At 63.4% G+C, this 24106-nt stretch carries 16 protein-coding genes and 1 pseudogene; 11 read left to right on the forward strand and 6 right to left on the reverse strand.

Annotation, left to right across the window (positions count from 1 at the left end; all coding sequences use genetic code 11):
* The coding region (locus AC4DF4_RS10580; RefSeq protein WP_490048093.1) for a hypothetical protein at positions 1-208 on the forward strand (208 nt) is incomplete at its 5' end.
* Between the two features lie 5 nt (positions 209-213).
* Here the strand turns inward: AC4DF4_RS10580 and AC4DF4_RS10585 are convergent.
* The gene (locus tag AC4DF4_RS10585; RefSeq protein ID WP_490048094.1) at positions 214-564 is read right to left on the reverse strand and encodes an ArsR family transcriptional regulator; all 351 of its coding nucleotides are present in this window, start codon (positions 562-564) and stop codon (positions 214-216) included.
* 59 nt (positions 565-623) lie between these two features.
* Between AC4DF4_RS10585 and AC4DF4_RS10590 the strand changes: the two genes are divergently transcribed.
* The 3 genes from AC4DF4_RS10590 (at position 624) to smc (ending at position 7450) form a co-directional block, all read left to right on the forward strand.
* A complete protein-coding gene (locus AC4DF4_RS10590; RefSeq protein ID WP_490048095.1) occupies positions 624-800 on the forward strand; it encodes a hypothetical protein in 177 nt (58 codons plus the stop codon).
* The gene (locus AC4DF4_RS10595; RefSeq protein WP_490048096.1) at positions 797-3484 is read left to right on the forward strand and encodes a VWA domain-containing protein; all 2688 of its coding nucleotides are present in this window, start codon (positions 797-799) and stop codon (positions 3482-3484) included. Before AC4DF4_RS10590 ends, AC4DF4_RS10595 begins: the two co-directional genes overlap by 4 nt.
* Positions 3485-3667: 183 nt before the next feature.
* The gene (gene smc / locus AC4DF4_RS10600) at positions 3668-7450 is read left to right on the forward strand and encodes a chromosome segregation protein SMC (protein WP_490048097.1); all 3783 of its coding nucleotides are present in this window, start codon (positions 3668-3670) and stop codon (positions 7448-7450) included.
* A 137-nt stretch (positions 7451-7587) separates the two neighbouring features.
* On the opposite strand, the gene AC4DF4_RS10605 is transcribed toward smc, so the two are convergent.
* From AC4DF4_RS10605 to AC4DF4_RS10625, 5 genes and pseudogenes are all read right to left on the reverse strand, one after another.
* Positions 7588-8925, reverse strand: a complete 1338-nt coding sequence (locus tag AC4DF4_RS10605) for a choice-of-anchor D domain-containing protein (RefSeq protein ID WP_490048098.1) — start codon at positions 8923-8925, stop codon at positions 7588-7590.
* Between the two features lie 6 nt (positions 8926-8931).
* Positions 8932-8991 (reverse strand): annotated as a pseudogene (locus tag AC4DF4_RS10610) (hypothetical protein); the annotation flags it as partial.
* Positions 8992-9084: 93 nt separating this feature from the next.
* A complete protein-coding gene (hisA, locus tag AC4DF4_RS10615) occupies positions 9085-9858 on the reverse strand; it encodes a phosphoribosylformimino-5-aminoimidazole carboxamide ribotide isomerase (protein ID WP_490048099.1) in 774 nt (257 codons plus the stop codon).
* Between the two features lie 76 nt (positions 9859-9934).
* Complete coding sequence (locus tag AC4DF4_RS10620; RefSeq protein WP_490048100.1) at positions 9935-10534, reverse strand: riboflavin synthase; 600 nt, start codon at positions 10532-10534, stop codon at positions 9935-9937.
* Between the two features lie 6 nt (positions 10535-10540).
* Positions 10541-12142: a putative Na+/H+ antiporter gene (locus AC4DF4_RS10625; RefSeq protein WP_490048101.1), complete on the reverse strand. Its 1602-nt coding sequence runs from the start codon at positions 12140-12142 to the stop codon at positions 10541-10543.
* A gap of 129 nt (positions 12143-12271) precedes the next feature.
* On the opposite strand from AC4DF4_RS10625, the gene AC4DF4_RS10630 reads away from it, so the two are divergent.
* The 7 genes from AC4DF4_RS10630 (at position 12272) to AC4DF4_RS10660 (ending at position 24021) form a co-directional block, all read left to right on the forward strand.
* Positions 12272-15718, forward strand: a complete 3447-nt coding sequence (locus tag AC4DF4_RS10630) for a translocation/assembly module TamB domain-containing protein (RefSeq protein ID WP_490048102.1) — start codon at positions 12272-12274, stop codon at positions 15716-15718.
* The gene (locus AC4DF4_RS10635; RefSeq protein ID WP_490048103.1) at positions 15718-17709 is read left to right on the forward strand and encodes a BamA/OMP85 family outer membrane protein; all 1992 of its coding nucleotides are present in this window, start codon (positions 15718-15720) and stop codon (positions 17707-17709) included. Before AC4DF4_RS10630 ends, AC4DF4_RS10635 begins: the two co-directional genes overlap by 1 nt.
* An 85-nt stretch (positions 17710-17794) precedes the next feature.
* The gene (locus tag AC4DF4_RS10640) at positions 17795-20257 is read left to right on the forward strand and encodes a circularly permuted type 2 ATP-grasp protein (RefSeq protein ID WP_490048104.1); all 2463 of its coding nucleotides are present in this window, start codon (positions 17795-17797) and stop codon (positions 20255-20257) included.
* A gap of 1 nt (position 20258) precedes the next feature.
* Positions 20259-21143, forward strand: a complete 885-nt coding sequence (locus AC4DF4_RS10645) for a transglutaminase family protein (RefSeq protein WP_490048105.1) — start codon at positions 20259-20261, stop codon at positions 21141-21143.
* A gap of 80 nt (positions 21144-21223) precedes the next feature.
* Positions 21224-22654, forward strand: coding sequence for a circularly permuted type 2 ATP-grasp protein (locus AC4DF4_RS10650; RefSeq protein WP_490048108.1), 1431 nt, complete (start codon positions 21224-21226; stop codon positions 22652-22654).
* A gap of 6 nt (positions 22655-22660) precedes the next feature.
* Positions 22661-23704 carry an alpha-E domain-containing protein gene (locus AC4DF4_RS10655; protein WP_490048106.1) on the forward strand — a complete coding sequence of 348 codons (1044 nt, stop codon included), beginning with the start codon at positions 22661-22663 and terminating at the stop codon, positions 23702-23704.
* Positions 23701-24021, forward strand: a complete 321-nt coding sequence (locus tag AC4DF4_RS10660) for a transglutaminase N-terminal domain-containing protein (RefSeq protein ID WP_490048107.1) — start codon at positions 23701-23703, stop codon at positions 24019-24021. Before AC4DF4_RS10655 ends, AC4DF4_RS10660 begins: the two co-directional genes overlap by 4 nt.
* Positions 24022-24106 lie beyond the last annotated feature (85 nt).

Consider the following 24106-nt stretch of genomic DNA (forward strand, 5'->3'; position numbering starts at 1 on the left):
CACGCTCCTCGACGCCGCCGTCTTCTTCGCCGACACCCGCGAAGCCGATTTCTCCGTCTGCGGCAAATCCGATCCCACCGCCATCGCCAACCCATCCACTATCGAGCGTCACACGCGCCCCGATCCGCTCTGGCGCGTCTGGCTCCTCGCGCTCATCGCAGCCCTCCTCGTTTCCTGGAAATTCACCGCCGGGAGGGCCAGCGCATGAGCCTTTCACTCCTTGCTGTAAATGACCGGCTTGTCCTTCGAGCGAGGACGGCGGCGTACGGAAAACCGCCGTTCCCTTTCCTCAAGCGACATGCCCTCGTTAACCACCTCCACCAAATCCTTCAGCCGCTTGGCAAAGCGCGATTTTGCGTTCCATGTAAAAACGAGTGTTTTCCCCTGCTTTTTACAAACCAAGACTCCCGCCTTTTCGAACTTGTCGAGCTGGCGCTGGACCGAAAATAGCGTGACATTGAAATCCGATGAAATCGCCCTGCCATAAGACTCGCCGTAGTGATAGATGTGCAAAAGCACCGCTTCCGCAGCACTGCCTCCAAAAACCTCCCCAAGAGCCGTCATCTCCATGACCAAAAATCCAGGTCACATGACCTAGATTTCAAGTCAATAAATCCGATCCCATGAACCCGCTCGACTGGAAAACCTGCGACGAGAATGAGCTGTGGCGCTATGTCGCATGGCATCTTGAAGGAGAGGGCATCTCATGCGTCATGCAGGAGTTGGCCGACTGGTGTGAGGGAGAAGGCGCCTCCCCGGCATTTCAGGAACTGGAGCGCAATCTGAAGAACACCCCATGACCTTCACCTCACCGGAATACTTCCTCATCATCCCCGCCCTCGCGCTGGTTGGATGGTTCTGGCGCGGGCTGAAACTGCATTCACCGCTGCGCGCCATCCTGCTGGTCCTGGCCGTCATCGCGCTCACCGAACCGGTCATCCAGCACCAGCAAAACTCGCTCGACCTCTACGTGCTGCTCGACCGCTCGGACTCGACGGAGGACCTGATCGACAAAGGCCTGCCGGAGTGGCAGCGCTTGCTAGAGTCCTCGAAACCCTCGCGCCGCGACACGCTGCGCTTCATCAACTACGCCGGCGAAGTCGCCGAACTCGGTGCGGATGGATCGTCATTCACCGGTTCCCGGAAATTGACGAAAACCGGACTCGCCCTCCAATCCATCGCCGCGCAGGCCTATGAAAAGCGCCCGTCCCGCGTGCTATTATTCACCGACGGCTACTCGACCGAGCCGCTCCACGAAGCGGCCGCCCAAATGCAGGCGCGCGGCATCCCGCTGGACTTCCGACTGATCCGCGAGGAAACCGAGAACGACGCCCGCATCGCCCGCATCGGCTTCCCCGAGCGCGTCCAGGTCGGCGAGCCGTTTCTCATTTCCATCACCGTTCGCGGCGCCATGGACGCGACTTTCCCGCTCGTCCTGCGCCGCAACGGCCAGACGCTCACCGAATCATCCGTCACCCTCGTCAACGGCCTCGCCACCGTCGAGTTCACCGACCGCATCTCGCGCGGCGGCGGCTACGAATACCAAGCGGAAATCCGCCCGGAAAACGATGCCCATCCCGGCAACAACCGCGCCACCCGCTGGATCGAAATCACCGGCGGCCCGCGCATCGTGCTGGCCACCCGCTATCAGGACGACCCGGCCGCCAAGGCGCTTGAGGCGCTGGATTTCACCGTCGAGACCGTCACCGATCCATCGAAATTGAAACCCGGACTCATCGCCGGAGCGCGCGCCGTGATTTTGAACAACGTCCCCGCCCACGAGGTTCCAACAGACTTCATGAAATCGCTCGATTTCTTCGTCCGCGAGCAAGGCGGCGGACTGCTCATGGCCGGCGGCGAGCACTCGTTCGGCTCGGGCGGCTATTTCCAATCGCCCATCGACGCGCTGCTGCCGGTGTCGATGGAATTGAAATCCGAGCACCGCAAGCTCGCCGTCGCGCTCGCCATCGTGATGGACCGCTCCGGCTCGATGAGCGTCGGTGTCGCCGGCGGCCAAACCAAGATGGATCTGGCTAATTCCGGCGCGGCGAACGCCATCGACCTGCTAGGACCGATGGACCAGATCACCGTCTTCGCGGTCGATAGCGAGCCGACGAAGACCATCCCGCTGACCCGCATCGAAAATAGAAAAGCCGAGCTCAGCGCCCGCGCCCGCAAGATCAAATCCTCCGGCGGCGGCATCTTCGTTTACGCCGGCCTCAAGGCGGCGTGGGACGAGCTCAAGAAATCCCCCGCCGGCACCCGCCACGTCATTCTGTTTTCCGACGCCCAGGATTCCGAGGAACCGGGCGACTACAAAAACCTGATCAAGGAAATGACCGACAACGGCGCGACCATCTCGGTCATCGGTCTCGGCACCGACAAGGACTGTGATTCCGCGCTGCTGGACGACATCGCCAAGCGCGGCAACGGCCGCATGTTCTTCTCGAACCAGCCGATGGACATCCCGAAAATCTTCGCGCAGGAAACCGTCACCATCGCCCGTTCGGCTTTCATCAAGGACCCCGTCGGCGCGCAAGCCACCGGCCGCTGGGCGGAAATCTCGCCGAAGCCGATCGACTGGTTCAAACAGGCCGATGGCTACAATCTCTCCTACGCCCGCGAGGACGCCACCGTCTCGCTGGTTTCCACGGATGAATACCTCGCGCCGCTGGTCGCCCATGCCCGGCGGGGCCTCGGACGCAGCGCGGCGGTGTCATTTCCGCTGGGCGGCGAATTCTCCGAAACCGCTAGAAATTGGCCGGGCTACGGCGATTTCCTCCAGACCATGGGTCGCTTCCTGATGGGTGAGGACACGCCGCCGGGCATCGCCTTGCGCCATCGCCTCGACGGCACGCGCCTGACACTGGACCTGTTATATGACACCGCCGCCTGGTCGCAAAAACTCTCCGCCATGCCGCCCAAGGTCCGGCTGCGCGACGACACCGGCGGCGCCACGCTCGATCTCCCGTGGCGGCGGATCGCGCCCGGCCATTTCTCGCTCACCCGCGATCTCGAGGAAGGCAGCGTCGTCCGCGGCGCGGTCCAGGTCGCCGGCAACGCGCTGCCATTCGGCCCGCTCAGCGTCGGCTCGTCGGTCGAGTGGGCCTTCGAACCCGAGCGTCTGACAGAACTGCGCGCCGTCTCCAGCCAAACTCGCGGCCGCGAGCTGCTGGACATTTCCAAAGCCTGGCTGCGGCCGCCGTTTCTGGCGGAAACCTCGCTGCGCCTGCCGCTCGGCATCGCCCTGATCCTCATCGTGCTGGCGGACGCGCTTCTCACCCGGACCGGCTGGAAACTGCCGCAACTCGCGCTGCCAAACCGCATTCCGCGAGCCCCGCGCGTGAAGATCCCCAAGCTAAAACGCGCGGAAAAAACCGCCCCACTTCCGCCCGTCGTAGCAGTCCCGGATGTGCCGAAAGCGCCTCCGCAAGAGGAGTCGGCACGCAGCGCCAGGTTCCAGCGGGCGAAGGATAAGAAGTAGGTTCTGCAAATTGCTTCAGGGATCCTAAATACCCGAAAGCGCCACATCTTGCGTCCAGTCGGACATTCCCACACCATATACGGTATCAATCCGGCTTCATGGATTGCAGACCGGCTTGCCTCGGTTACTCTGCGCGCGGCCCACTTCCCTCTCGGGCTTCACCCTTAACCAACTCCTGTCTGCATGTATCTCAAAACTCTCGAAATCCACGGCTTCAAGTCGTTCGCGGATAAAACCGTGTTCGAATTCGCCAAAGGCGTGACCGGCATCGTCGGTCCTAACGGCTGCGGCAAGTCCAACGTGGTCGATGCGATCCGCTGGGTGCTCGGCGAAACCTCCGCCAAAGCCCTCCGCGGCGGCGAAATGGCCGACGTCATTTTCAACGGCACCGAAAAGCGCAAGCCGCTCGGCATGGCCGAGGTCACGCTGACGATGGCCGACTGCGAAGGCCCGCTGAAGGTCGATTTCAATGAAGTCGCCCTCACCCGACGGGTCTTCCGCGACGGGCGTTCGGAATACCGGATCAACGGCACGCTTTGCCGCCTGAAGGACATTCACGACCTGCTGATGGACACCGGCATCGGCCGCACCGCCTACTCGATCATGGCGCAGGGCCAGATCGACCAGATCCTTTCCTCCAAGCCGGAAGAACGCCGCGCGGTGTTCGAGGAAGCCGCCGGCATCACGAAATTCAAGCGCGAAAAAAAGGAAGCGCTGCGGAAACTCGAATTCACCGAGGCCAACCTGCTGCGCGTCTCCGACGTTCTGGCAGAACAAGAGCGCCGGATGAACTCGCTGCGCCGCCAGGTGGCCAAAGCCCGCCGCTATCAGGCACTCGCCGCCGACACCCGCGTGCTCGACAGCCACCTCGGCCACCGGAAATTCGTCGAACTCACCGCCGAGCGCGACGAGCTGGTCGTTTCCATCCGCGGCCTCGAAGTCCGCGACACCGAGCTGGAAATGCAGCTTCCCGCCAAGGAGGAAGCGGTCACCGAAGCGCGCACCGCCGCCCGGATTTTCGAAGGCGAACTCGCCGAACTCCGCCAGCGCCTCAACGAACACCGCAACGCGCTGAACTCCGCCGCCGGCCGGATCTCCTTCAACGACGAGCGCAAGGCCGAGCTCGAATCCCGCATCCGCCAGAACCACGAGGACATCGCCGAAACGCGCGAGAAGCTCGCCAAGCAGGAGTTCGAATTCATCGCAGCCAACGAGTCGCTCGACCAACTCAGCCGCATCATCGCCGAGAAGGAAATCCAGCTCGCCGACCAGGAAACCCGCACCAAAGGCACCCGCGAGGAGCGCGAAACCATCGAGACCGCGCTGCGCGAAACCCGCGGCGAGGCGAACCGCACGCAGACGATCATCGCCTCGATGCAGGCGAAAATCGAAAGCGCGCTCGCCCAGCTCGAAGGCAACCGTGAGCGCTCGCGCCAACTCGGCGATGAGGAGCAACGCCTCACGCTGGAACTCGAAGAATTCCGCGCCGAGCAGGCCCGCATCGCTGGAGAAGTCGAAGCCACCGGCTCGATGCTCGGCGAACTCACCGAAGCGTTCCAAATCGCCGAGCGCACCTATCAGCACACCCGCGGCGACCTTGACGCCGCCCGCGTTGCTTCGATCGAGTCGAACAAGGTGCTTGCCCAGCGCTCCGCGCGTTTCGACGCCGTCCGCCAGCTCGTCGAAAGCGGCGAGGGCTTTGAAAAAGGCACCCAGAGCGTGCTCAAGGGCCTCGGCAATCCGGAACAATTCAAACCCGGCATTCACGGCGTGCTCGCTTCGTTCATCGAAGCCGACAACACCTGCGCCCGCGCCATCGAGGCCGCCCTTGGAAACCACCTCCAAGCCGTGCTCGTCCAGGACCAGGCGATGGCGGAAGCGGTCATCACCCGCCTGACGGAAAAACAGTTGGGAGTCGCTGCCGTGCTGCCGGAAACCTTTGTCGGCCATTCCGCCGGCACCCAGATGGAGTCGCTGCCGGAAGGCGCGACCGCCTGGGCGCTCGACCGGGTGAAGTCCGACAACCGCATTTCCACCGTTATCGAAAAACTGTTGGGAAAAGTCCTCATCGTGCCGAATCTCGCGAGCGCGCTGCGCCTGCGCGCCGCTCACCCGGGCGTCACCTTCGTCACTCTGGCAGGAGTGATTCTATCCGGTGAAGGCATGCTCCGCGGCGGCACCGGCGCCGAAGGCAGCACCTCCGTTCTCGAACTTCAAAACGAAGTCCGCTCGCTCGCCGCCGAAGTCGCCGAACTCACCGCCGCCGACGAGGCCGCCCGCACCCGCGTGACCGACCTCGAAGCCCGCCTCGAGCAACTCCGCGAGGAAGTCGAGGTTTCGCGCGAGCGCCTTCAGCGTCAGAAGGTCGATCTATCAACCCTCCAGGGCCAGCTCAGCCTCGCCACCCGCGAGGTCGAGAATTTCGAAACCAAACTCGAAAACGTCAAATGGGAGCGCGGCGAACTTGAAAACCGCGAGCGCGCAGCCGCCGAAAGCCGCGAACACATGGAAGAGGAACTCGCCGGAGCCCGTGATCGCCTTGAAGCCCTCGAAAACGAGTCGCGCCGCCTGCAATCCGAGTCGGATTCCGTCGTCCGCCGCGAGCAGGACATCGTTGAATCGCTCAACGAACTCCGCACCGAGCTCGCCGTCGAGCGCCGCGCCAGGCAGTCCGCCGAAGAGCAGCAGAAGCCGATGGAAGCGCGCCTCTCCGAACTCCGCGACCTCGCCATTCGCCGCGAGACGGAGATCGACGCGTTCGACCAGCGGATCGAAGCCGCCCAAGGCGAGAACGCCCGGCTTTCCGAGGAATGCGAGTCGCACCGTGCCGAAGTGGAAGACCTCCAAGTGGAAATTAACACCCGCTCCGAAGGCCGCGCCGCTTTGCTCGAAGCCATCGAAACCGCCGAGACATTCCTCGCCGCGCTCCGCCGCGACCACTCGAAGGTGAACGAGCAAAAAGGCCGCGAGGAAATCAACTGCACCAAGCTCGACCTGCGCCTGGAAAGCCTCGTCACCACGATCCAGGAGCGCCACCAAATCGACCTCGCCACCTTTGAGCCGGACGCCCACGCGCTGCTCACCAGCATCGCCTCGCAGAAAGCCCTCCAAGGCCGCGGCGGTCGCCAGTCCATCGTCACCGGCGACGAGTCGGACGAAAACGCCGAGGACGAAATGCCAACCGTCGTCGTCGACGGCACCAGCGACGAGATGGAAATCCCCGGCGAAATGACCGGCGAGCCGGATTGGGAATTCGTCGAGTCCATCGTCGCCGACATCAAGCGCCGCCTCGACACGATGGGCCCGGTCAACCTCGACGCCATCGAGGAGTTCGAGGAACTCGAGGAACGCTACAATTTCCTCAAGAACCAGCACGACGACCTCGTCAACTCGAAGTCCGAGCTGCTCGAAGTCATCGACCGCATCAACACCGAGACGCAGCGCCTGTTCTCCGAAACCTTCGCCCAGGTCAAAATCAACTTCCGCGAGATGTTCAAGGAGCTCTTCGGCGAAAAGGGCGAGGCCGACCTCAATCTAATCGACGCCAACGACCCGCTCGAATCCGGCATCGAGATCACCGCCAAGCCGCCGGGCAAGAAGCTCCAGTCGATCACGCTGCTCTCCGGTGGCGAGCGCTCGATGACCGCCGTCGCGCTGCTGTTCTCGATCTACATGATCAAGCCCAGCCCGTTCTGCGTGCTCGACGAGCTCGACGCGCCGCTCGACGAGTCGAACATCAACCGCTTCGTCAAGGTGCTCGACCGCTTCATCGACAACTCGCAGTTCATCATCGTCACCCACTCGAAGCGCACGATGGCCCGCGCCGACGTGATGTATGGCGTGACGATGGAAGAGTTCGGCGTCTCCAAACCCGTCGGCATGCGCCTCACCGCGGACGACGGCCAAGGCAACAAGACCGAGGCGAAAAGCGCCGCGCAAAAAGCCGCCCTCAGGCTCGACGCGTAACAGCGACCACCGGTCGCCGTTTCAGATAGATTCTCCAGACAGGAGAGGGAAACCGGGGGTGGTGCGAATGGTCCGAGTGGGCCCCGCGCCGCCCCCAATTTCATGGCATGGTGGCGATCCAGCAGTAGCCGCAGCCATCAAGGACTGGTCACCTTCAAGCGCATGAACTTTCTCAGGCTGCCGACAGTTGGAATACTGAAGGTGTGGGTGGTGCCAGTGCCCGTGTCGAGCACTGGCAGCCAGCTCGCCGGGGTCAAATCCGGACTCCACTCGGCACCGTAGGTGATTCCGGTGATGCCAGCGGGTTCGGTGAAGCTGATCACGAAATTCCCTGCGACTCGCTGTGCCGGAGGAAACTGCACGGATGCTCCCGAATTTGGATTCAGCCCGAAGGCGAATTCCAGCAAGTTAGACAGTCCATCGAAATCGGGATCGACATCCCAACCCGCGACCGCGGGGTCGCCCGCCTGATCTCCGAATTTCTCGTCCAACCAAAGTTCTTTCGCGTCAGCGAAAACACGGACTTGGAACGACTGCTTGCCACTGCTGCCCACCGCGTTCCACGCCTCGATCTCAAGATCGTGGTTTCCCAAGAGCGGCGTAGCTTGGAGCAACCCGCTCAGCGGGTTAAACGACCATCCGCTCGGCAAGCCGTCTGCGGCGAAAGCGGTGGCTGCAGGAGCCGTCGTGATCAAATGGGAAAATGCCTGCCCTTCGATTGCCCGAAGCACCGTATCCCCGGAAAATGCCGGCGTTCCCACGGCGGACGAAATGACAAAGGTCACCGCGCGGAACTCGCCGGTTCCCTGGGCATTCACTCCCCAGACCTGAACCACGTGCGTTCCGGGCTCCACAGGGACACCGGAAATGACTCCTGTTTGAGCATTCAGCGAGATTCCGAATGGCAGTGCCGAGGCATCATAGAAGCTCACCGTGCCCGCAGCGGAGATGGAGGCGTTGAACGCGACACCCACACGGCCTGATACCGAGAGGCCTGCTGTCTCTCCATCATGAATGCTGCTGCCCACGGGTTGAATTGTAATTGCAGGGGCGGTGGTAACTCCTGTGAGGTTGATGTCATAGGGGTTCTCGTCGGCATCGTTGTTTGCGATCTGAATCGCGGCGGTTTTTGTTCCGGTGGAGGTTGGCGCGAAGCGAACAATAAAAGTGGCGCTGCCGCTGGGACCGGTGATGGGACTGGAAGGCTGGGCGATAACGGTGAAATTGCTACTGCCCGTCACGGCGACTTTCGGGGTGCCGGTAAGGGTGAGATCGCCGATGCCGATGTTCTTGATGATGAAGGTGAGATCAGAGGTGCTGCTCACGGCGGTGAGTCCAAAAACTTTCAAGCCCCCGCTGGCAATGACTGTCCCAGCTTGTTCGATGGCGATCTCGGGAGGTGGTGCCGTCGCGTTTAAATCAAAGACATAGGCTGCGCCGGAAATATCTGCACTGTAATTTGGGACACTGTCCACCCCCGTCGTGCTGCTGGCTTCTCCGGGAGCTCCTACGACCACTGTCGCACCCGACACCGCAACTGAATGGCCGAAATACCAATTGTATTTGGAGTTGCTGGCTTTGAGATATGTCTGCTGGCCCCACGTAGACTCCCATCACCGTTGGACGTGATCGGGTCATTTGTCCGCCCGCCGGTTCCAGGCGACCAAGTCTTTGTAACGCAGTCCCTTGCCGCCGAAAAGATCCAGCGCGCTGCCGACCGTCACGTCCACCGCGCCGCGCCCGGCCTGCTCGACAAGTAACAGATCCGACATCGTCGCCGCGCCGCCCGCGTAGGTCACCGGGCGTTTTCCCCAGCTTCCTAGCAGCGCGACCAGTTCCGCGTCGATTCCGCCGCACAGGCCCTCGACGTCCGCCGCGTGGATCAGGAACTCGTCGCAAAACGGCGCGAGCCGGTCGAGCGTGGCGTGATCCACCGTCAGGTCGGTCAGCGTTTGCCAACGGTTCATCGCCACCGTCCAGCCCGCCGCGGTCCGGCGGCAGGAAAGGTCGATCACGAGTTTTTCGCGGCCGATTTCACGCACCAGCGAGCGCAGGGCGTCTTCGAGAAATTTCCCCGCCGGGTCAAACAGCGCGGAAGTCACGATCACCTGGCTCGCCCCGGCCTCCAGCCATTCCGCCGCGTTGCCCTCGTGGATCCCGCCGCCGATCTGCAATCCTCCCGGATAAGCAGCCAACGCTTGCCGCGCCGCCTCATCATTTCCCGGCCCGAGCTTGATCACGTGCCCTCCCGTTAGTCCGTCGTCGCGGAAAGTCTCCGCGAACCACCCGGCCGGCCGGTCCGAAACGAAATTCTCCGTCGGCCCCGCGCCCTCGTCGCGCAGGCTGCCGCCGACGATTTGTTTCACCTTGCCTTGGTGGAGGTCGATGCACGGGCGGAATCTTGTCATGGGAATCAGAGCTGCTGGGATGTTCGTTACCAAGTCTTCCGCTGCAAGCCGGCTTCTTCAAAAGCAGTCGTGGACTTCAGTTTGCGAGGCTGCGGGCCGCGAGCAATTTGTCCACGTACTTCGCGAGCATGTCGGTCTCCAGATTCATCGCCTGGCCGATCGTCGCGCGGTGGAGGTGGGTATGCTCCCAGGTGTGCGGGGTGATCCAGAACACCGCGCCGTCGGAGGTGAGCTCAGCGATGGTGAGGGAAATGCCGTCGAGGGTCAGCGAGCCCTTGTCGATGCAGAGGCGGTGGATTTCCGGCGGCAGGGAAACGCCGACGATGTGGTCCTGGCCGCTGGCTTCGAGGCGGGTGATTTTCCCGGTGCCGTCCACGTGGCCCTGGACGAAATGCCCGCCGAAGCGGTCGCCGACCATCATCGCGCGTTCCAGATTCACGATCGATCCGGCGGCGAGCGCGCCGAGCGAGGTGACGCGCAGGGTCTGGGCTAGCAGGTCGAAGGAAACCCGGCCGGGCGCGAGTTCGGCGACGGTCAGGCAGCAGCCGTTGATGGCCACCGAGTCGCCGAGGGCGAGTTCGGCGGCGAAGGGGATATCGAGCGTGAGCCGCGCTTGTTCGCCTTTGGATTCAAGGCTGAGCAAGGTGCCGATGGCTTCGACGAGTCCGGTGAACATGGGGTGTTAGTGGGCGGCGGGTGCGGTGGTTTGGACTTTTTCCACCGGCGCGAACATTTCGTCGATGCCGCGGTCGGGGAAAAACAACATGCAAAGCGCGACGATGATCGTCGGCAGGAGGGCGGCGAGCGCGAGCTTCACGGGAGAGACTCCCTCGCCGAAAAACTTGCCGAGCAGCGCCTGGCCGGCGGGGTTCGGCGCGTTGGCGATGACGGTGAGTCCGCCGCCGGTCACTGCTCCGGCGAGGACGGCGTATTTCAACTGGGGTGAGAGCCCTTCGACCTGGCTGGCGAGGAAGGTGATGGCGGCGTTGTCGTTGAAGGAGGTCAGAATGGTGGCGCCGAGGAACAGCGGGATTTCCGACAGGCTCGAAATGATCGGCGCGAGCCACCAGCCTTGCAGCCCGCCGTGGATGACCAGCCCGGCAAGGAAGAATCCGACGAGGATCGGTCCGCGGAGATTGACTTCGTGCTGGTGGTTCGCGGTGGCTTGGGAGAACGCGAGAAAGAACAGGAATCCGCCGATGAACAGGGGCGGATAGTGGGAGAAGGCCACGGTCCAGGCCATGAACGCCAGGTGCGTGAGGGTGATGAACAGCGGCACGCGGCGCTTCTCCTGGATCATGTCGCCCACACCGTCTCCATCATGGTCGCCCGCCCGTTTTTCCATGGCGGCCAGTTCCTTGCGGAAGCAGAAGAAGTAGATCGCGGTGGATATCAGGATGGAAACGATCGCCTTGTCGCCGTAGTGGAGGAACATTTCGGAGCTGGTGATTCCCCATTTCTTGGCGACCATCAGGACCGGCGGCGCGGCGAAATTCGTCATGACGCCGCCGATGGAAATGTTGACGAAAAGCAGTCCCAGCGTGGCGTAGGCGAATCGCGGGGACGGCTTGAGTTGATAGAACTTCTTGGCCAGCAGCATCGCGGCGATGGTCATGGCGCCGGGCTCGGTGATGAACGAACCCAGCAGCGGAGCGACGATCATGATCGAAAGCCACCAGGCCGCCGGGGTTTGTTTGCCGATGCGGGCGAAGTGGCTGAGGCAGGACTCGGCGAAGCGCAGGATCGGCCGGGTGGAGGCGAGCGCCATGATGATCACCACGAACAAGGGCTCGGTGAAATTGACGCCCATGATGTAGGTTTTCACGGTCGCAAGGTCGTAGAAGGCGATGATCGCGCCCACCAGGGCGACGACCCAGATGCCGAAGATCGCCTCCACCTCGCCGAGGAAATGGAGCAGCGTCGCCTTGAAGTTGACGAGGTCGTCGGCCTCCGTCGTTTCGTGAAGGTCAGCCTTCAAGCGGCGGACCTTCGCGCCGTGATCGTGCTGCACCTTGTGGGAGAGCTTGGTGATGGGGATGGCGAAAAAGGTGTGGATGATGGCGAGGACGAAGATGATCGTCGCCACCAGCAGGAACGGCTGCTGCTTGGCCCGGAAACTGAGTTTGGCACCGATGCCATCCAGCCCCATGGCCTTTTCCCGTTCGGCGAATGTCGCCATTTCGGTGACGAAGGCGGGCTCCTTGGCATGGGCGTCCGCGGCAAAGGCGCCGGCGGGGACTAGCAGGAAAATAACGGCAAACAGCAAAACGAGTGATTTCATCATGGGGCGGAGCGGGGTCCGCTGAAGTCATAGGCAAGGCGCGAACCGCGGGCAAGGGAAACCGGGAGCAGGGGGAAGCGAGTGATTGACCGGGCTGCGGGTTCCGGTGAAGATGGCGGCGTTTTGTCAGACTTGGAAACAGCACGTGAGGAAGCCGGCGCGCGCCCCAAGCGACGCCGTAAGAATCGGCGCTGGGTTTTTGCCGCGGTGCTGGTGCTCGGTTTGCTTTGGCTGAATGGCCCGGGAATCCGGCTGGTCGCTCCCCGCGCGGCCTCGTATTTCCTGGAAAAAGCCGGACTGCGCGGAAATTTCAAGGTCGGCGGAAGTCTCACCGGCGGCCTGTCGTTTTCCGATCTGAAAATCGAGGGCGACCGCGCGCTCGCCAGCCTGAGCATCGACCGGGCCACGCCGGACTACCAATGGCGCGGTCTGCTCAGGGGCCGCTTGCAAGGCCTCGCGGTGGACGGCGTGCATGTGGATCTCCGGCTGGGGCTGAAGAAGGATGATGAAAAAAAACCGCCGATGGATTTGAAGAAACTGGTGGAAACCCTGCGCGCCGTGCGGGGAAGGATCGTGCCCGTGGAGCTCGATTTGAACAACGTCAGCCTCGCCGCCACCCGCGATGGGAAACCGCTTTTGTCACTCGCGCCGAGCCGCGTTTCCCACAAGTCCGGCAGCGGGGGTATCCTGCTCGGACTCGGCGTCCTCACCGAAGCCGGCGGCCGCGAGTGGCCGGCGCGGGAATCCACCATCGCCTGGGCGCCCGACGCGCTCTCGATCGCGCGCGTCGATCCCTATCCGGGCGTTAGCCTGCGCGACCTGTTCGTGCGGCTTCCGGCCTGCGGCGAGCCATCGGCGGAAGCAGAGCTGCATCTGGATGACGCGGTGTTCGTGGTCACCGGCGCGGCGGGTTTCGCATCGGCTAGAATCGATCTCCGCGAGGGCAGGCTTGATGTGGCGCAAGCGGCGAAACGCTTCGGATTTGAGATCCCGGCCAGCGCGACGCTCACTTCCCTGGCGGTTGAGCTGGATCAAATCCTGCCGAAGCCGAAGTCCGCGACGGGCACGGTGAGATTGTTGTTGGAAAACATCGCCTGGAAGGATTGGAGCGCGTCCGAGCTGGCCATGGACGCGACGCTTGCCGCGGATCAAGCGTCGGTGACCTCCCGCGGATTCATGCTGGGCACCGGCTTCTCGCTGGACGCCGCTGCTCCCGTGACGCGCGGAGAAAACCGCTTCGTGCTCGGCGACACGCAGGGCCGTTTCAACATCGCGGACCTACCCAAGCTCCTGCGCGAACTGGCGGCCCGCGTGCCGGCCATCGACCCGCAGGCTCCGGTCCCGCCGTCGAGCGTGGACGGAAATTTCAACGTCTCCTTTCTCGCGAACAAGCCCCAAGCCGCCACCGCCGACCTCGTCTTGAAACCGGATGACGCCGAGCTCGCTTCTCCCGTCGCGCTCAAAGCTCGCTGGGCGCGAGGCCACCCGCTCGGCGCGGATCTCGCGCTCGATGGCCTGAACGCCACCGCGAGCTATCAGCCCGGACCCGCGACCTATCAGGCCACGCTCGGTCTGGACGAATTCACCAGCAGCCGGATCGACCGCTGGCTGGCCGTGGTGAAAGTGAAACCCGGCGGCACCGCCGACCTGACCGGCAAATGGAGCGGCAGCGGCGAGCTGAAATCGGGAAAACACCGGGGCGATCTGTCACTCTCCCAAGCCACCTGGTCGCGTGAGGCCGCGCCGCCGGTCACCGCCATCGGCGGCATTCGCTACGACTGGCCGGCGGGCTTCGAAACCCAGGGCCTGCGGCTACGGGTGAACGAGCAGACGGTGGCGATCGAAGCCGCGCTTGCCGACAATCTGCTGGAGCTCCGCCATTTCCTCTGGAGCGACGGCAAGGAGGAGCTCGCCGAGGGCACGGCCAGCCTGCCGGTGCCGCGGGATTTCTCGAAATGGCGCGACACGCTCGCCAAGGACGCCCGGCCGCTGGCGGTCTCCATCAAGTCGCGGGTGCTCTCGCTGGGCGTGCTCAAGGAGTGGCTTCCGGCCATGGAAAAACTCGACCCGCGCTCCACCGGCCAGCTTGATTTGCAAATCTCGGGAACCTACCCGGAGCCGGTGGTCGATGCCGTTCTGGAGGCCAAAGACCTCCGCGCGCCGACGCATCCGAAGCTGCCGCCCGCCGGTTTGAAGCTCGTGCTTGCCGGCCGCGACGGGCGTCTAACGTTGGACGGAGGCGTCACCGCTCCGGACTTTCCCGCGACCGTCATGAAGGCATCCATGGCGTTCCGCCCGGCCGAATGGGCCGAGGCGCCCGGTCGGATCAAGGAGGAGCTCGTGGAAGCGCGCGTCGATCTCCCGCGCCTGGATCTCTCGCGTTTCAGCTCCCTTGTCCCGGCCGCCGAGCGGATCGCCGGAATCGCAACCGGCAACATCGTCGTCTCGGGAAAGCTCGGCAAACCCGAGCTCAAGGGTGCCATCGGCCTAACCGGTATTGGCTTCCGTTTCAAGAACGACCGCTTTCCCGCCATCGAAGGCGCGTCCGCATCCCTGGATCTCGCCTTGGACCGCGTCATCCTGAAGAGCCTGAAAAGCAGCGTCGCGGGGGGGACCTTGCAGGGCGACGGCTCGCTCGCGATCACCGACGGCAAGCCGGGTGAAATCGACCTGCGCCTCCGCGGCGACCATCTGCCGTTAGTTCGCGACGATGTTTTGATTCTCCGCGCCAATGCCGATCTCCGCCTGCAAGGCCCGTGGCAGCGGCCGGTGCTTTCCGGCAGCGTCGGCGCGGTGGACAGCATTTTCTATCGGGACATCGAGTTGCTGCCCATCGGCTCGCCCTTCGTCGCCCCCCGGGCAGCGGCCTTGCCGAAAATCGACGCGCCGAAAGCCCGGCCAAGCTCCATTCCCGAACCGTTCCGGGACTGGGCGCTCGACGTGCAGGTCGGCACCCGGGAACCGCTGCTGATCCGCGGAAATTTCGCCACCGGCGAGGTCACGGGGAAGGTCCGCATCGGCGGCACGTTCGGGGCTCCCGCGCCGGATGGGGCGCTTGAAATTAAGAATTTCCGCGCCGCCCTGCCGTTCAGCACCTTGTCCGTCAGCTCGGGCACGGCGACCTTCACCCCCGCGTCCGGCTTCGATCCGATGCTGGAGATCCGCGGCACCGCGGAGCCCCGTCCTTACCGCGTGACCGTCTATGCCTACGGTCGCGCCTCCGATCCCCAGCTCGTTCTAACTTCAAATCCGCCGCTGCCGGAAAATGAAATCATGACCCTGCTCGCCACCGGCACCACCACCACTGGTTTGGAAGATCCGCAGGCGGCCTCCTCGCGCGCCCTGCAGCTCCTCGTCGAGGAAATGCGGCGCGGCAGGTTCCGCATCGGCAGGCAGCTCCGTCCCCTGTTGGGGCTGCTGGACCGGGTCGATTTCAGCCTCGCCGAGGCCGATCCGTATTCCAGCGATGCCTTCTCCACCGCCACTTTGTCGGTCACGGACCGCTGGTTTCTTTCCGCCGGAATGAGCGCGACCGGCGACTCCCGCGTGCTCGCGATCTGGCGTCTTTCCTTCCGCTGATGAACCTGCTCCGCACCAGCTTGATACTCATGCTCACGGCACTGTCCGCCGTCGCGGAGACACGCGTGCGGATCACCGGCATGAAGCAGAAAACCGAGAACGAGATTCTCGATCTCATGGGCGGCAGGCTGGCGCATGTCCGGGCGAATGAAGCGGCGCCGTCACGCGCGGATGACGCCGCGTTCCTCGTCCGGCAGGTGCTGCGGAAGGACGGTTACACCGATGTCCGGGTGGATTGGAAAATCGTCGGCCGCGCGGAAATCGTGCTCACCGTGGATGAGGGAGGGCGATTCTCGCTGGGGCGGGTCCGCGTGAACGGCGTGCCGCCCGCCCAGGCGGAACAGCTCGCGAAACTATACCGCCGTCCCGCGCAGAAGGGTCATTCGCTCACATCCGGCGCCGCCCCGTTCAGCGAGGAGGACGTGGAAACCGGCCTGTCCTATCTTCGTCAGGAGCTCAATGCCCAAGGCCATTGGGGGGGCGAGGCCGCCGTCACTTCCCGCACCACTGATCCGGCTTCCGGAGCGGTTGATCTAACGATCGATGTGCGTCCGGGGCCGTTGTACAGCATCAGCGAAGCGAAAATCGTGAGTCGGGACGGTCGCGGCGTGCCTGAAGCGCAAGCGGCCGCGAAGCCTTATGCCGGCAAGACCGCCACCACCGGGAACTTGAACGCCATGCGCCTCGCGGTGGAAGAAGCGTTTGTGAGCAGTGGTTATCCCGATGCGGAAATTTCGATGACCCGCACTCTGGCCGGCCCGCGATTCATCCCTGAATTTTCCATTGATCTTGGAAAACGCGTGCGCCTCAACCGGATTGAAATCGAGGGGCTGGTGCGCACCAATCCGAAGCGGATCGAAGCCAGGTTGAAGCCCCTTGAAGGGGATTGGTATGACGAGGCGGCGATGAACAAGCGCCTCCGCGGCTTTCTGGCCATCGGCGCGTTTTCCTCCGCCCGCCTCGAGACCCGCGAGATCGCGGGAGACAGCATCGACGCGACCCTGCATCTGGAAGAAGCGCGCGCCAAGGAGATCAGCCTCGCGGCTGGCTTCGATTCCTATCAGGGGGCGCTGCTGCGGACCACCTACACCGACAGGAACCTCATGGGCGAGTTGCTCGGATTCAGCACCGGATTCGAGTTCAGCTCGCGCGGAGTGTTAGGCGAGACACGGCTCGTTGATCCATGGTTCATGGGGACCGACGTGGCCGCGAGCGCCCGCGTCTACGCCCTCATTTACGGCCGGGAGGGATACAGCTCGTTTGAAACCGGTCTGGAGGGAACCGGGGCCTGGGAGTTTGGCGATCACTATAAATTAGAGGCTCTCGCCGGCTTCTCCTTCGTGAACCTCAACGAGGACGGACTTCCCGTGTCGGAGCTCGGGGAGACCGTTTACGGCCAGCCCCGCCTCCGCGTCACGCAGACGCTGGACTACCGGGACAGCGCGGTCCTGCCCCGCAATGGCTGGAAGTTGGCGGCTCCGTTGGAAATCGGCTCCGCCATGGGTGATCTATCCACTTCCTATGTCCGGGCGGAGCTTTCCGGCGCTTGGTATCATACGTTTGAAAACGACTGGCAGATCGTGCTTGGCGCGGCAGGCGGAGTCCTCGTGCCATCCGGCGGCGGCGTGGATCTCCCGATCAATCTCCGCTTGTTCAACGGCGGCGCGCACAGTGTCCGCAGTTTCCCCGAGCGCGAACTGGGGCCCACCGTCGAGGGCTTTCCGACCGGCGGGGAAAGCATGTGGCACGCCAATGCCGAACTCATCCGCAGGCTTGCCGGTAGTCTCAAAGCCGTCGGTTTTGTCGATGCCGGCAGCCTTTCCCGGGAGTTTGACAAGCTCGGTTCCGCTGACGTGGAGCTTGCGGTCGGGCTGGGTCTGCGGCTGGATTTGCCCATCGGCCCCGTGCGGTTGGAATATGGCTACAACCTCACCCGGGATCCGGGCGATCCCGTCGGCACGCTCCATTTCGCCATCGGCGTGGCGTTTTAACACCCGCCGGATTTCCCCTTCACGCTGGACTTGCGGATGATCCCGTAGAGCCTGTGCAGGTCGTCCGCGGGCGATCATCAGATCCATGGCCGACAGCTTCCGCCCCCAAACCACATCGCCGCCTGTCCTCGGGGCGGGCGGTCCGGTGTGGGATGAAATGAGCGATCCGCGCGGCCAGATCAGGCCGCATTGGTTCAGCATGGGGCAGAAAATCCAACGCTGGAGCACCGAGCAGCGCGGTTCGATCGCCGCCGCCGCCGCCCGCATGATCGCGGATCTGGGAACCACCTTCAATGTTTACAGCGACGTTGGCGGCGTGGGTCAGCCTTACGAGCTCGATCCCGTTCCGCTGTTGGTTCCCGCCGCCGAGTGGGCGCAGGTTTCGGCCGGGCTGGCGCAGCGGGCGCGCTTGATCGACACGGTTCTGGCGGATCTTTACGGCCCGCAGCAACTGCTGCGCGAAGGTTTGATCTCGCCGGACCTGGTGAATTCTAGCCCGGCCTTTCTCCACTATGCACGCGGCGTCCAACCGGTCGGCGGCCGCTTCGTCGTTACCACCGGCTGCGATCTCGTCCGCCTGGCTAACGGTCAGTGGACGGTGTTCCGCGACTACACCAGCGCGCCGGGCGGGCTGGGCCAGGTGTTGGAAAACCGCAACGTCACCTCGAACCTCCTTTCCGACCAGTTCGAAGCCCTGCGCGTCGCCCGGCTCGGCGCGTTCTTCGATCTGGAGCGCCGCACGCTGCAATCGCTGCTGCCGACGCGCGGCGAGATGCCTAACGTGGTTTTCCTCACGCCCGGCTTCCGCCATCCGTCTTATTTCGAACACGCCTACAAGGCGCGGTTGCTAGGTTTTCCGTTGGTCGAGCCTGCGGACCTCACCGTCCGCGAGCGCCGCCTGTTTTTGAAAACCCTGTCGGGCCTGCGCCGGATCGACGGGGTCGCCAGCCGGATCGATGACGACGGCCTCGACCCGCTCGAACACTGGGTCCGCGGCCGCGGCGGGGTGCCCGGAATGGTGGAAGCGTGGCGCACGGGAAATGTCGCGCTGGCCAACGCGCCGGGCGCCGGTTTCGCGGCGAGCCCCGCGCTGATGCCGTTCCTCCCGGGGATTTGCCGCAAGTGGTTCGGCGAGGAAATCAAGCTGCCGTTCGTGGAAACCTGGTGGCTCGGCCAGCCCGACGTGCGCCGCCGCGTGCTGGAGAATTTGCACCGCTACGTGCTGCTTTCCGCATTCCATCGCGACTCCCATCTGCCGCTGCGTTGCGCGAGTCTATCACCCGCCGCGCGCAAGCAGTGGGTGGCCGCGATCGAGGAGCGCCCGTATGATTTCGTCGCCCAATTGGACATCACCCCGAGCGAGGCGCCGTCGCTCGAAGCACGGGGAATCCGCCAGCGCCCGGTCATCTGGCGTGCCTTCACCGTCAATGCGGCGGACGGTCCGGTCGCCCTTCCGGGCGGTCTCGCCAGAGTCGGAAAAACCGCGCAAGCGCCGCAGTTGTGGCCGCCGCACGCGGGATTCACCAAGGACGTCTGGGTCTCTGATAGCACCACGGGTTTCAGCGCGAAGGCCGATGTGAAATACCCGCGGCCGCTGAAAGACCGGCATCCGGCCGCGCTCGAAGTCCCGAGCCGGATCGCCGAGCAGTTGTTCTGGGTCGGCCGTCACGCGGAGCGCATCGAGCTGGCCACCCGCCTGCTGCGGGTGACCCTGCGCAATCTGAGTGGCGAGGCCGGTCAGCTCCAACAGGAACAACTCGCCGCGTGCCTCAGCTTGATGCGCGGCAGCAATCTCATTCCCAAGGAAACGGTCATCCAGGCGGCGCAGACTCAGAAAATCCTCGCCGGCCTGATCCATGATCCGGCGGCGCGCGGCGGCATCGCCAGCCTGACGCGCTCGTTGCTGCTGAACGCCGCTGCCGCCCGCGACCGCCTATCGGACGACACCTGGCGCTTTTTCAATCGTCTCGAAGGCATCGTTCATTTGCCCCAGGGACTGGCGAGCACGGCGGACTTGCTAGGCACTCTCGACACGCTGGTTCTCCATCTCGCGGCCTTCGGCGGGATGCAGGCGGAAAACATGACCCGCGGCCAGGGCTGGCGTTTCCTCGAAGTCGGCCGCCGCGTCGAGCGCGCGTTGAGCGGCCTCAAGCTGCTGCGCACGGCGGCGGGGCAGGGGGATGGCGAGTCGCCGTTGCTCGATCCGCTGTTGGAAACCTGCGACAGCGTGATGACCTACCGCCGCCGCCATTTTTCCCGGCCTCGGCTCGACGCTGTGATCGAGCTGGTTTTCTTCGATCCGACGAATCCGCGCTCCGTCGCTTATCAGATTGGAGTGATCGACCGGGAAATCGCCTTCTTCCCCGGTGATTCTGATTTCGGCCTGCGGCCGAAAATCCGCGAGCATTTGCACGAGCTCGACCAGCGGTTTCTCAATCCGGCCGCTCCCGATGAAAGCGGCTTCGACGGAATCTTCACCTCGCTGGAAATCTTCGCCGACATGCTCACCCAACATTATTTCAGCCACTCGGTGCGGCGCGTTTACTGACATGAAATACCGGCTCATCCATCGCACGAAATACTCCTACGAGGGAGCAGTGACCGTCTCGCACCATCTGGCGAGACTGGCCCCGCGGACCTTGCCTGGGCAGCGTTGTCCGTGGCACGAGCTGGAAATTCATCCGGTGCCCGTGGGTCGTGGAGTGCATGTGGATTCGTTCGGAAATACGACAGCGTATTTCGAGATCGAGGGCAAACACGAGGCGCTCGAAGTGACCGCGCGCAGCCTGGTGGAGGTGTTCCCCACGCAGCATCCCGACGCCCGCTCGACACCGCCGTGGGAGTTGGTTCGCGACGCCTGTCAGCTAGAGAAGCTCACGCCGGGCTCGGAGGCGGGCGCGTTTCGTTTCGGCTCGCCGATGGTCCCGCTGGGCAGGGAATTCACGGACTATGCGGAGGCTGAGTTTTCTCCAGGTCGCCCGGTTCTGGAAGCGGTGCTGGGGCTGACGAACCGGATTTTCCGGGATTTCAAATTCGACCCGCGCGCGACGGAGGTGAGCACGCCGGTTTCCGAGGTTTTGAAAAAGCGCGCCGGGGTTTGCCAGGATTTCGCGCACTTGATGCTGGCGTGCCTCCGCTCGCTCGGCCTGCCCGCCCGCTACGTCAGCGGCTATCTGGAAACCGCGCCGCCGCCGGGGAAAGTCCTGCTCACCGGCGCGGACGCCTCGCACGCCTGGGTCTCGGTCTTCTGTGGCGAATCCGCCGGCTGGATCGACACCGACCCCACCAACAACCTGCTGCCCGGCGAGCGCCACATCACCGTCGCGTGGGGCCGGGATTTCTCCGACGTGAGCCCCCTCCGCGGCGTGACGCTCGGCGCGGGCGGCCAGAAGCTCGACGTGGCCGTGGACGTGATTCCCGTGGAGGAGCTGTGAGTGGGACCCGCGATCTCGCGGGAAGGAGATTGAAAAGTTGGCCCGCCGCCTGCTAAGCTGTGGCCATAGAACCCATGGAAATGTTTAAGGGCTACAATCCCGGCAAGTTTTACGACGAGATGTTTGGCACCGACGGCGCCGTGCGAAGTCACTGCGCGCCGCTTCTCCAGAAGTTCGGCAAGATCGATGAGCGCGATTTCCTCGCCCGCAAGGCGAATTCGGAGCTCTATTTCCTGCGTCAGGGAATCACCTTCAACGTTTATCACGACGACCGCGGGACCGAGCGGATTTTTCCGTTCGACCCGATTCCGCGGGTGATGCCGGCGAGCGAGTGGGAGCATCTGGAGGCCGGGCTGACGCAACGGATCGTGGCGCTGAACTTGTTCCTGCATGATATCTATCACGACCAGCAGATCCTCAAGGACGAGGTGATCCCGCGGTTTTACATCGAGCAGGCGAAGCACTACCGCCCCGAATTCCGCGGAGTGGACGTGGCGGCGGACACTTACATCCACATTTGCGGCAGCGACCTGATCCGCGGCGCGGACGGGGTTTATTACGTGCTGGAGGACAACGGTCGTTGCCCGTCGGGCGCGTCGTATCTGTTGGAAAACCGCAACGCGCTGAAACGGGCGTTCCCCGGGATTTTCGAGACGCTGGGCGTGCGTCCGGTGGATTCGTATCCGCGGGATCTGCTGAACATGCTCCATCACATTTCGCCGCGCCGCGACGGAGATCCGGTGTGCGTGTTGCTCACGCCGGGCTGCCATAACAGCGCCTATTTCGAGCACTGCTACCTGGCGCGGGAGATGGGCATCGACATCGTCGAGGGCAAGGACCTGGTCGTGGTGGACAAGTTCGTTTACATGCGGACGACCCGCGGGCTGCTGCGGGTGGATGTGATTTACCGGCGGATCGACGATGATTTCATCGACCCGGTGGTGTTCCGGAAGGACTCGGTGCTCGGCGTCCCCGGCCTGATGAACGCTTACCGTGCGGGCAATGTCTCGCTGGCGAACGCGGTGGGAACCGGCGTGGCGGACGACAAGGTGATCTATTATTTCGTGCCGAAGATGATCGAGTATTACCTCGGACAGGAACCGATCCTGCCGAACGTGCCGACCTATCTGGCCTCGGAGGAGGCGGACATGAAATACATTCTCGCCAATCTTCCCGAGCTGGTGGTGAAGGCGGCCAACGAGTCCGGCGGCTACGGCATGTTGATGGGACCGACCGCGACGAAGGACGAGATCGCGGAGTTTCGCGACCGCATCATCGCCGATCCCCGCAACTACATCGCCCAGCCGGTCATCTCGCTTTCCACCTCGCCAACGTGGTGCGAAGGCGCGATGGAGGGCCGGCACATCGACCTGCGGCCATACATCATTTACGGCAAGGATGTGAAAATCGTGCCCGGCGGCCTCACCCGCGTGGCGCTGACGAAGGATTCTCTCATCGTAAACTCTTCCCAAGGCGGCGGCAGCAAGGATACTTGGGTGCTGCGCCATTAAATTCTTATGCTCTCCCGAGTCGCCAACACTTTATACTGGATGGTCCGCTATGTGGAGCGGGCCGACAACCTCGCCCGCTTGATCGACGTCAACCAGCAGCTGCTGTTGGATTTCGAACGGCTCGACAGCGAGCGGTTGCGCGGTTTCTGGCAGCCGATCATCCTGAGCACTGGCGACGAGGAGGCCTTCAGCAAGCTTTACGACGAGACTGGCAGCGACGAGGTGATCCGGTTCCTGACGGATGATCCGCGGAATCATAACAGCATTACCTCCTGCATCGCCCTCGCCCGTGAAAACGCGCGGACGGTGCGCGACCAGTTGTCCGACGAGCTGTGGGAAGAGTTGAACGCCTTGTATCTTTTCACGCGCTCGGACGAGGCGCACCGCTTGATCGATTCCGATCCGCCGAAGTATTACGAAAACATCCGGAGGTCGGTAATGACCTTTCTCGGAATCGCGGCGTCCACGATTTCGCGCAACGAGGCGTGGGAGTTCATGGATCTCGGGCGGCATCTGGAGCGGGCGGACAAGACCACGCGCTTCCTCGATGTTTCGAGTTATCTGCCGCCGGGAGCGGACGGCTTGGAAGCGATCTCGCCGGGGGTTCTGCATTGGACGGCCATCCTGCGTTCGTGCGGGGCGATGGGCGCGTTCCGTGCGGCGCAGCTCGAAATCAGCGCGCGCGGCATCGCGGATTTCCTGATTTTCTCGAAGGATTTCCCACGCTCGGTGCGGTATTGCATCGAGAAGGTGGATGCCAGTCTTCACCTGATTTCCGGAACGCCGCGCGGATCGTTTTCCAACGAGGCGGAGCGCGAGGCCGGGCGGGTGCTGGCGGATCTGAACTTCGGTTCGACGGAGGATGTCTTCGCGACGGGGTTGCACGATTATCTGGATGCGCTGCAAGGGCGGTTCAACCGGATCGGGGCCGAGATTTTCGAAACCTACGTGCTGATGCCGGAACGCATCCAGAGCAGTCCCGGGCCGCGGTCTTCCAGTCTATCCGATGTCGCCGCCTGGCAGATGGAACAACAGCAACAGCAGCAGTGAGTGATCCCAACGAACCGGTCCCGCCCGCGTCCGGCATGAAGCTTGCGGTGTTTCACCGGACGGTGTTTCACTACGGGATGCCGGTGACCCACAGCGTCAACACGCTGCATCTGGAGCCGCGGACGTTTCCCTACCAGAAGACGATCAGTGCCTTGATCCGGGTGATTCCGGCGACGCGCGTGCGGCGTTTCACCGATCTTTTTCAAAACATCACGCACCACTTCGAGCTGCCGGGGGCGCATTCGAAGCTTGAGATCGAAAGCCGGATCAAGGTGCACAATGAGGCGGACCCGAAAGTTCGACCACGGAGGGGCTAAACTAAGCGGGTGTGGTGGGGCGCGGGAAAGAGATAGGTGATCATGGATTGGGGATCAAGGTTGGAGTGGCGAGGGACTCGATTTT

Source organism: Luteolibacter sp. (assembly GCF_058122085.1).

Bases quoted from the DNA above. Each gene is read 5' to 3' on its own strand.
- AC4DF4_RS10585 (WP_490048094.1), bottom strand. From the start codon at position 564: ATGACGGCTCTTGGGGAGGTTTTTGGAGGCAGTGCTGCGGAAGCGGTG.
- AC4DF4_RS10620 (WP_490048100.1), bottom strand. From the start codon at position 10,534: ATGTTCACCGGACTCGTCGAAGCCATCGGCACCTTGCTCAGCCTTGAA.
- AC4DF4_RS10595 (WP_490048096.1), top strand. From the start codon at position 797: ATGACCTTCACCTCACCGGAATACTTCCTCATCATCCCCGCCCTCGCG.
- AC4DF4_RS10640 (WP_490048104.1), top strand. From the start codon at position 17,795: ATGGCCGACAGCTTCCGCCCCCAAACCACATCGCCGCCTGTCCTCGGG.
- AC4DF4_RS10635 (WP_490048103.1), top strand. From the start codon at position 15,718: ATGAACCTGCTCCGCACCAGCTTGATACTCATGCTCACGGCACTGTCC.
- AC4DF4_RS10655 (WP_490048106.1), top strand. From the start codon at position 22,661: ATGCTCTCCCGAGTCGCCAACACTTTATACTGGATGGTCCGCTATGTG.
- smc (WP_490048097.1), top strand. From the start codon at position 3,668: ATGTATCTCAAAACTCTCGAAATCCACGGCTTCAAGTCGTTCGCGGAT.
- AC4DF4_RS10650 (WP_490048108.1), top strand. From the start codon at position 21,224: ATGTTTAAGGGCTACAATCCCGGCAAGTTTTACGACGAGATGTTTGGC.
- AC4DF4_RS10625 (WP_490048101.1), bottom strand. From the start codon at position 12,142: ATGATGAAATCACTCGTTTTGCTGTTTGCCGTTATTTTCCTGCTAGTC.
- AC4DF4_RS10645 (WP_490048105.1), top strand. From the start codon at position 20,259: ATGAAATACCGGCTCATCCATCGCACGAAATACTCCTACGAGGGAGCA.
- hisA (WP_490048099.1), bottom strand. From the start codon at position 9,858: ATGACAAGATTCCGCCCGTGCATCGACCTCCACCAAGGCAAGGTGAAA.
- AC4DF4_RS10590 (WP_490048095.1), top strand. From the start codon at position 624: ATGAACCCGCTCGACTGGAAAACCTGCGACGAGAATGAGCTGTGGCGC.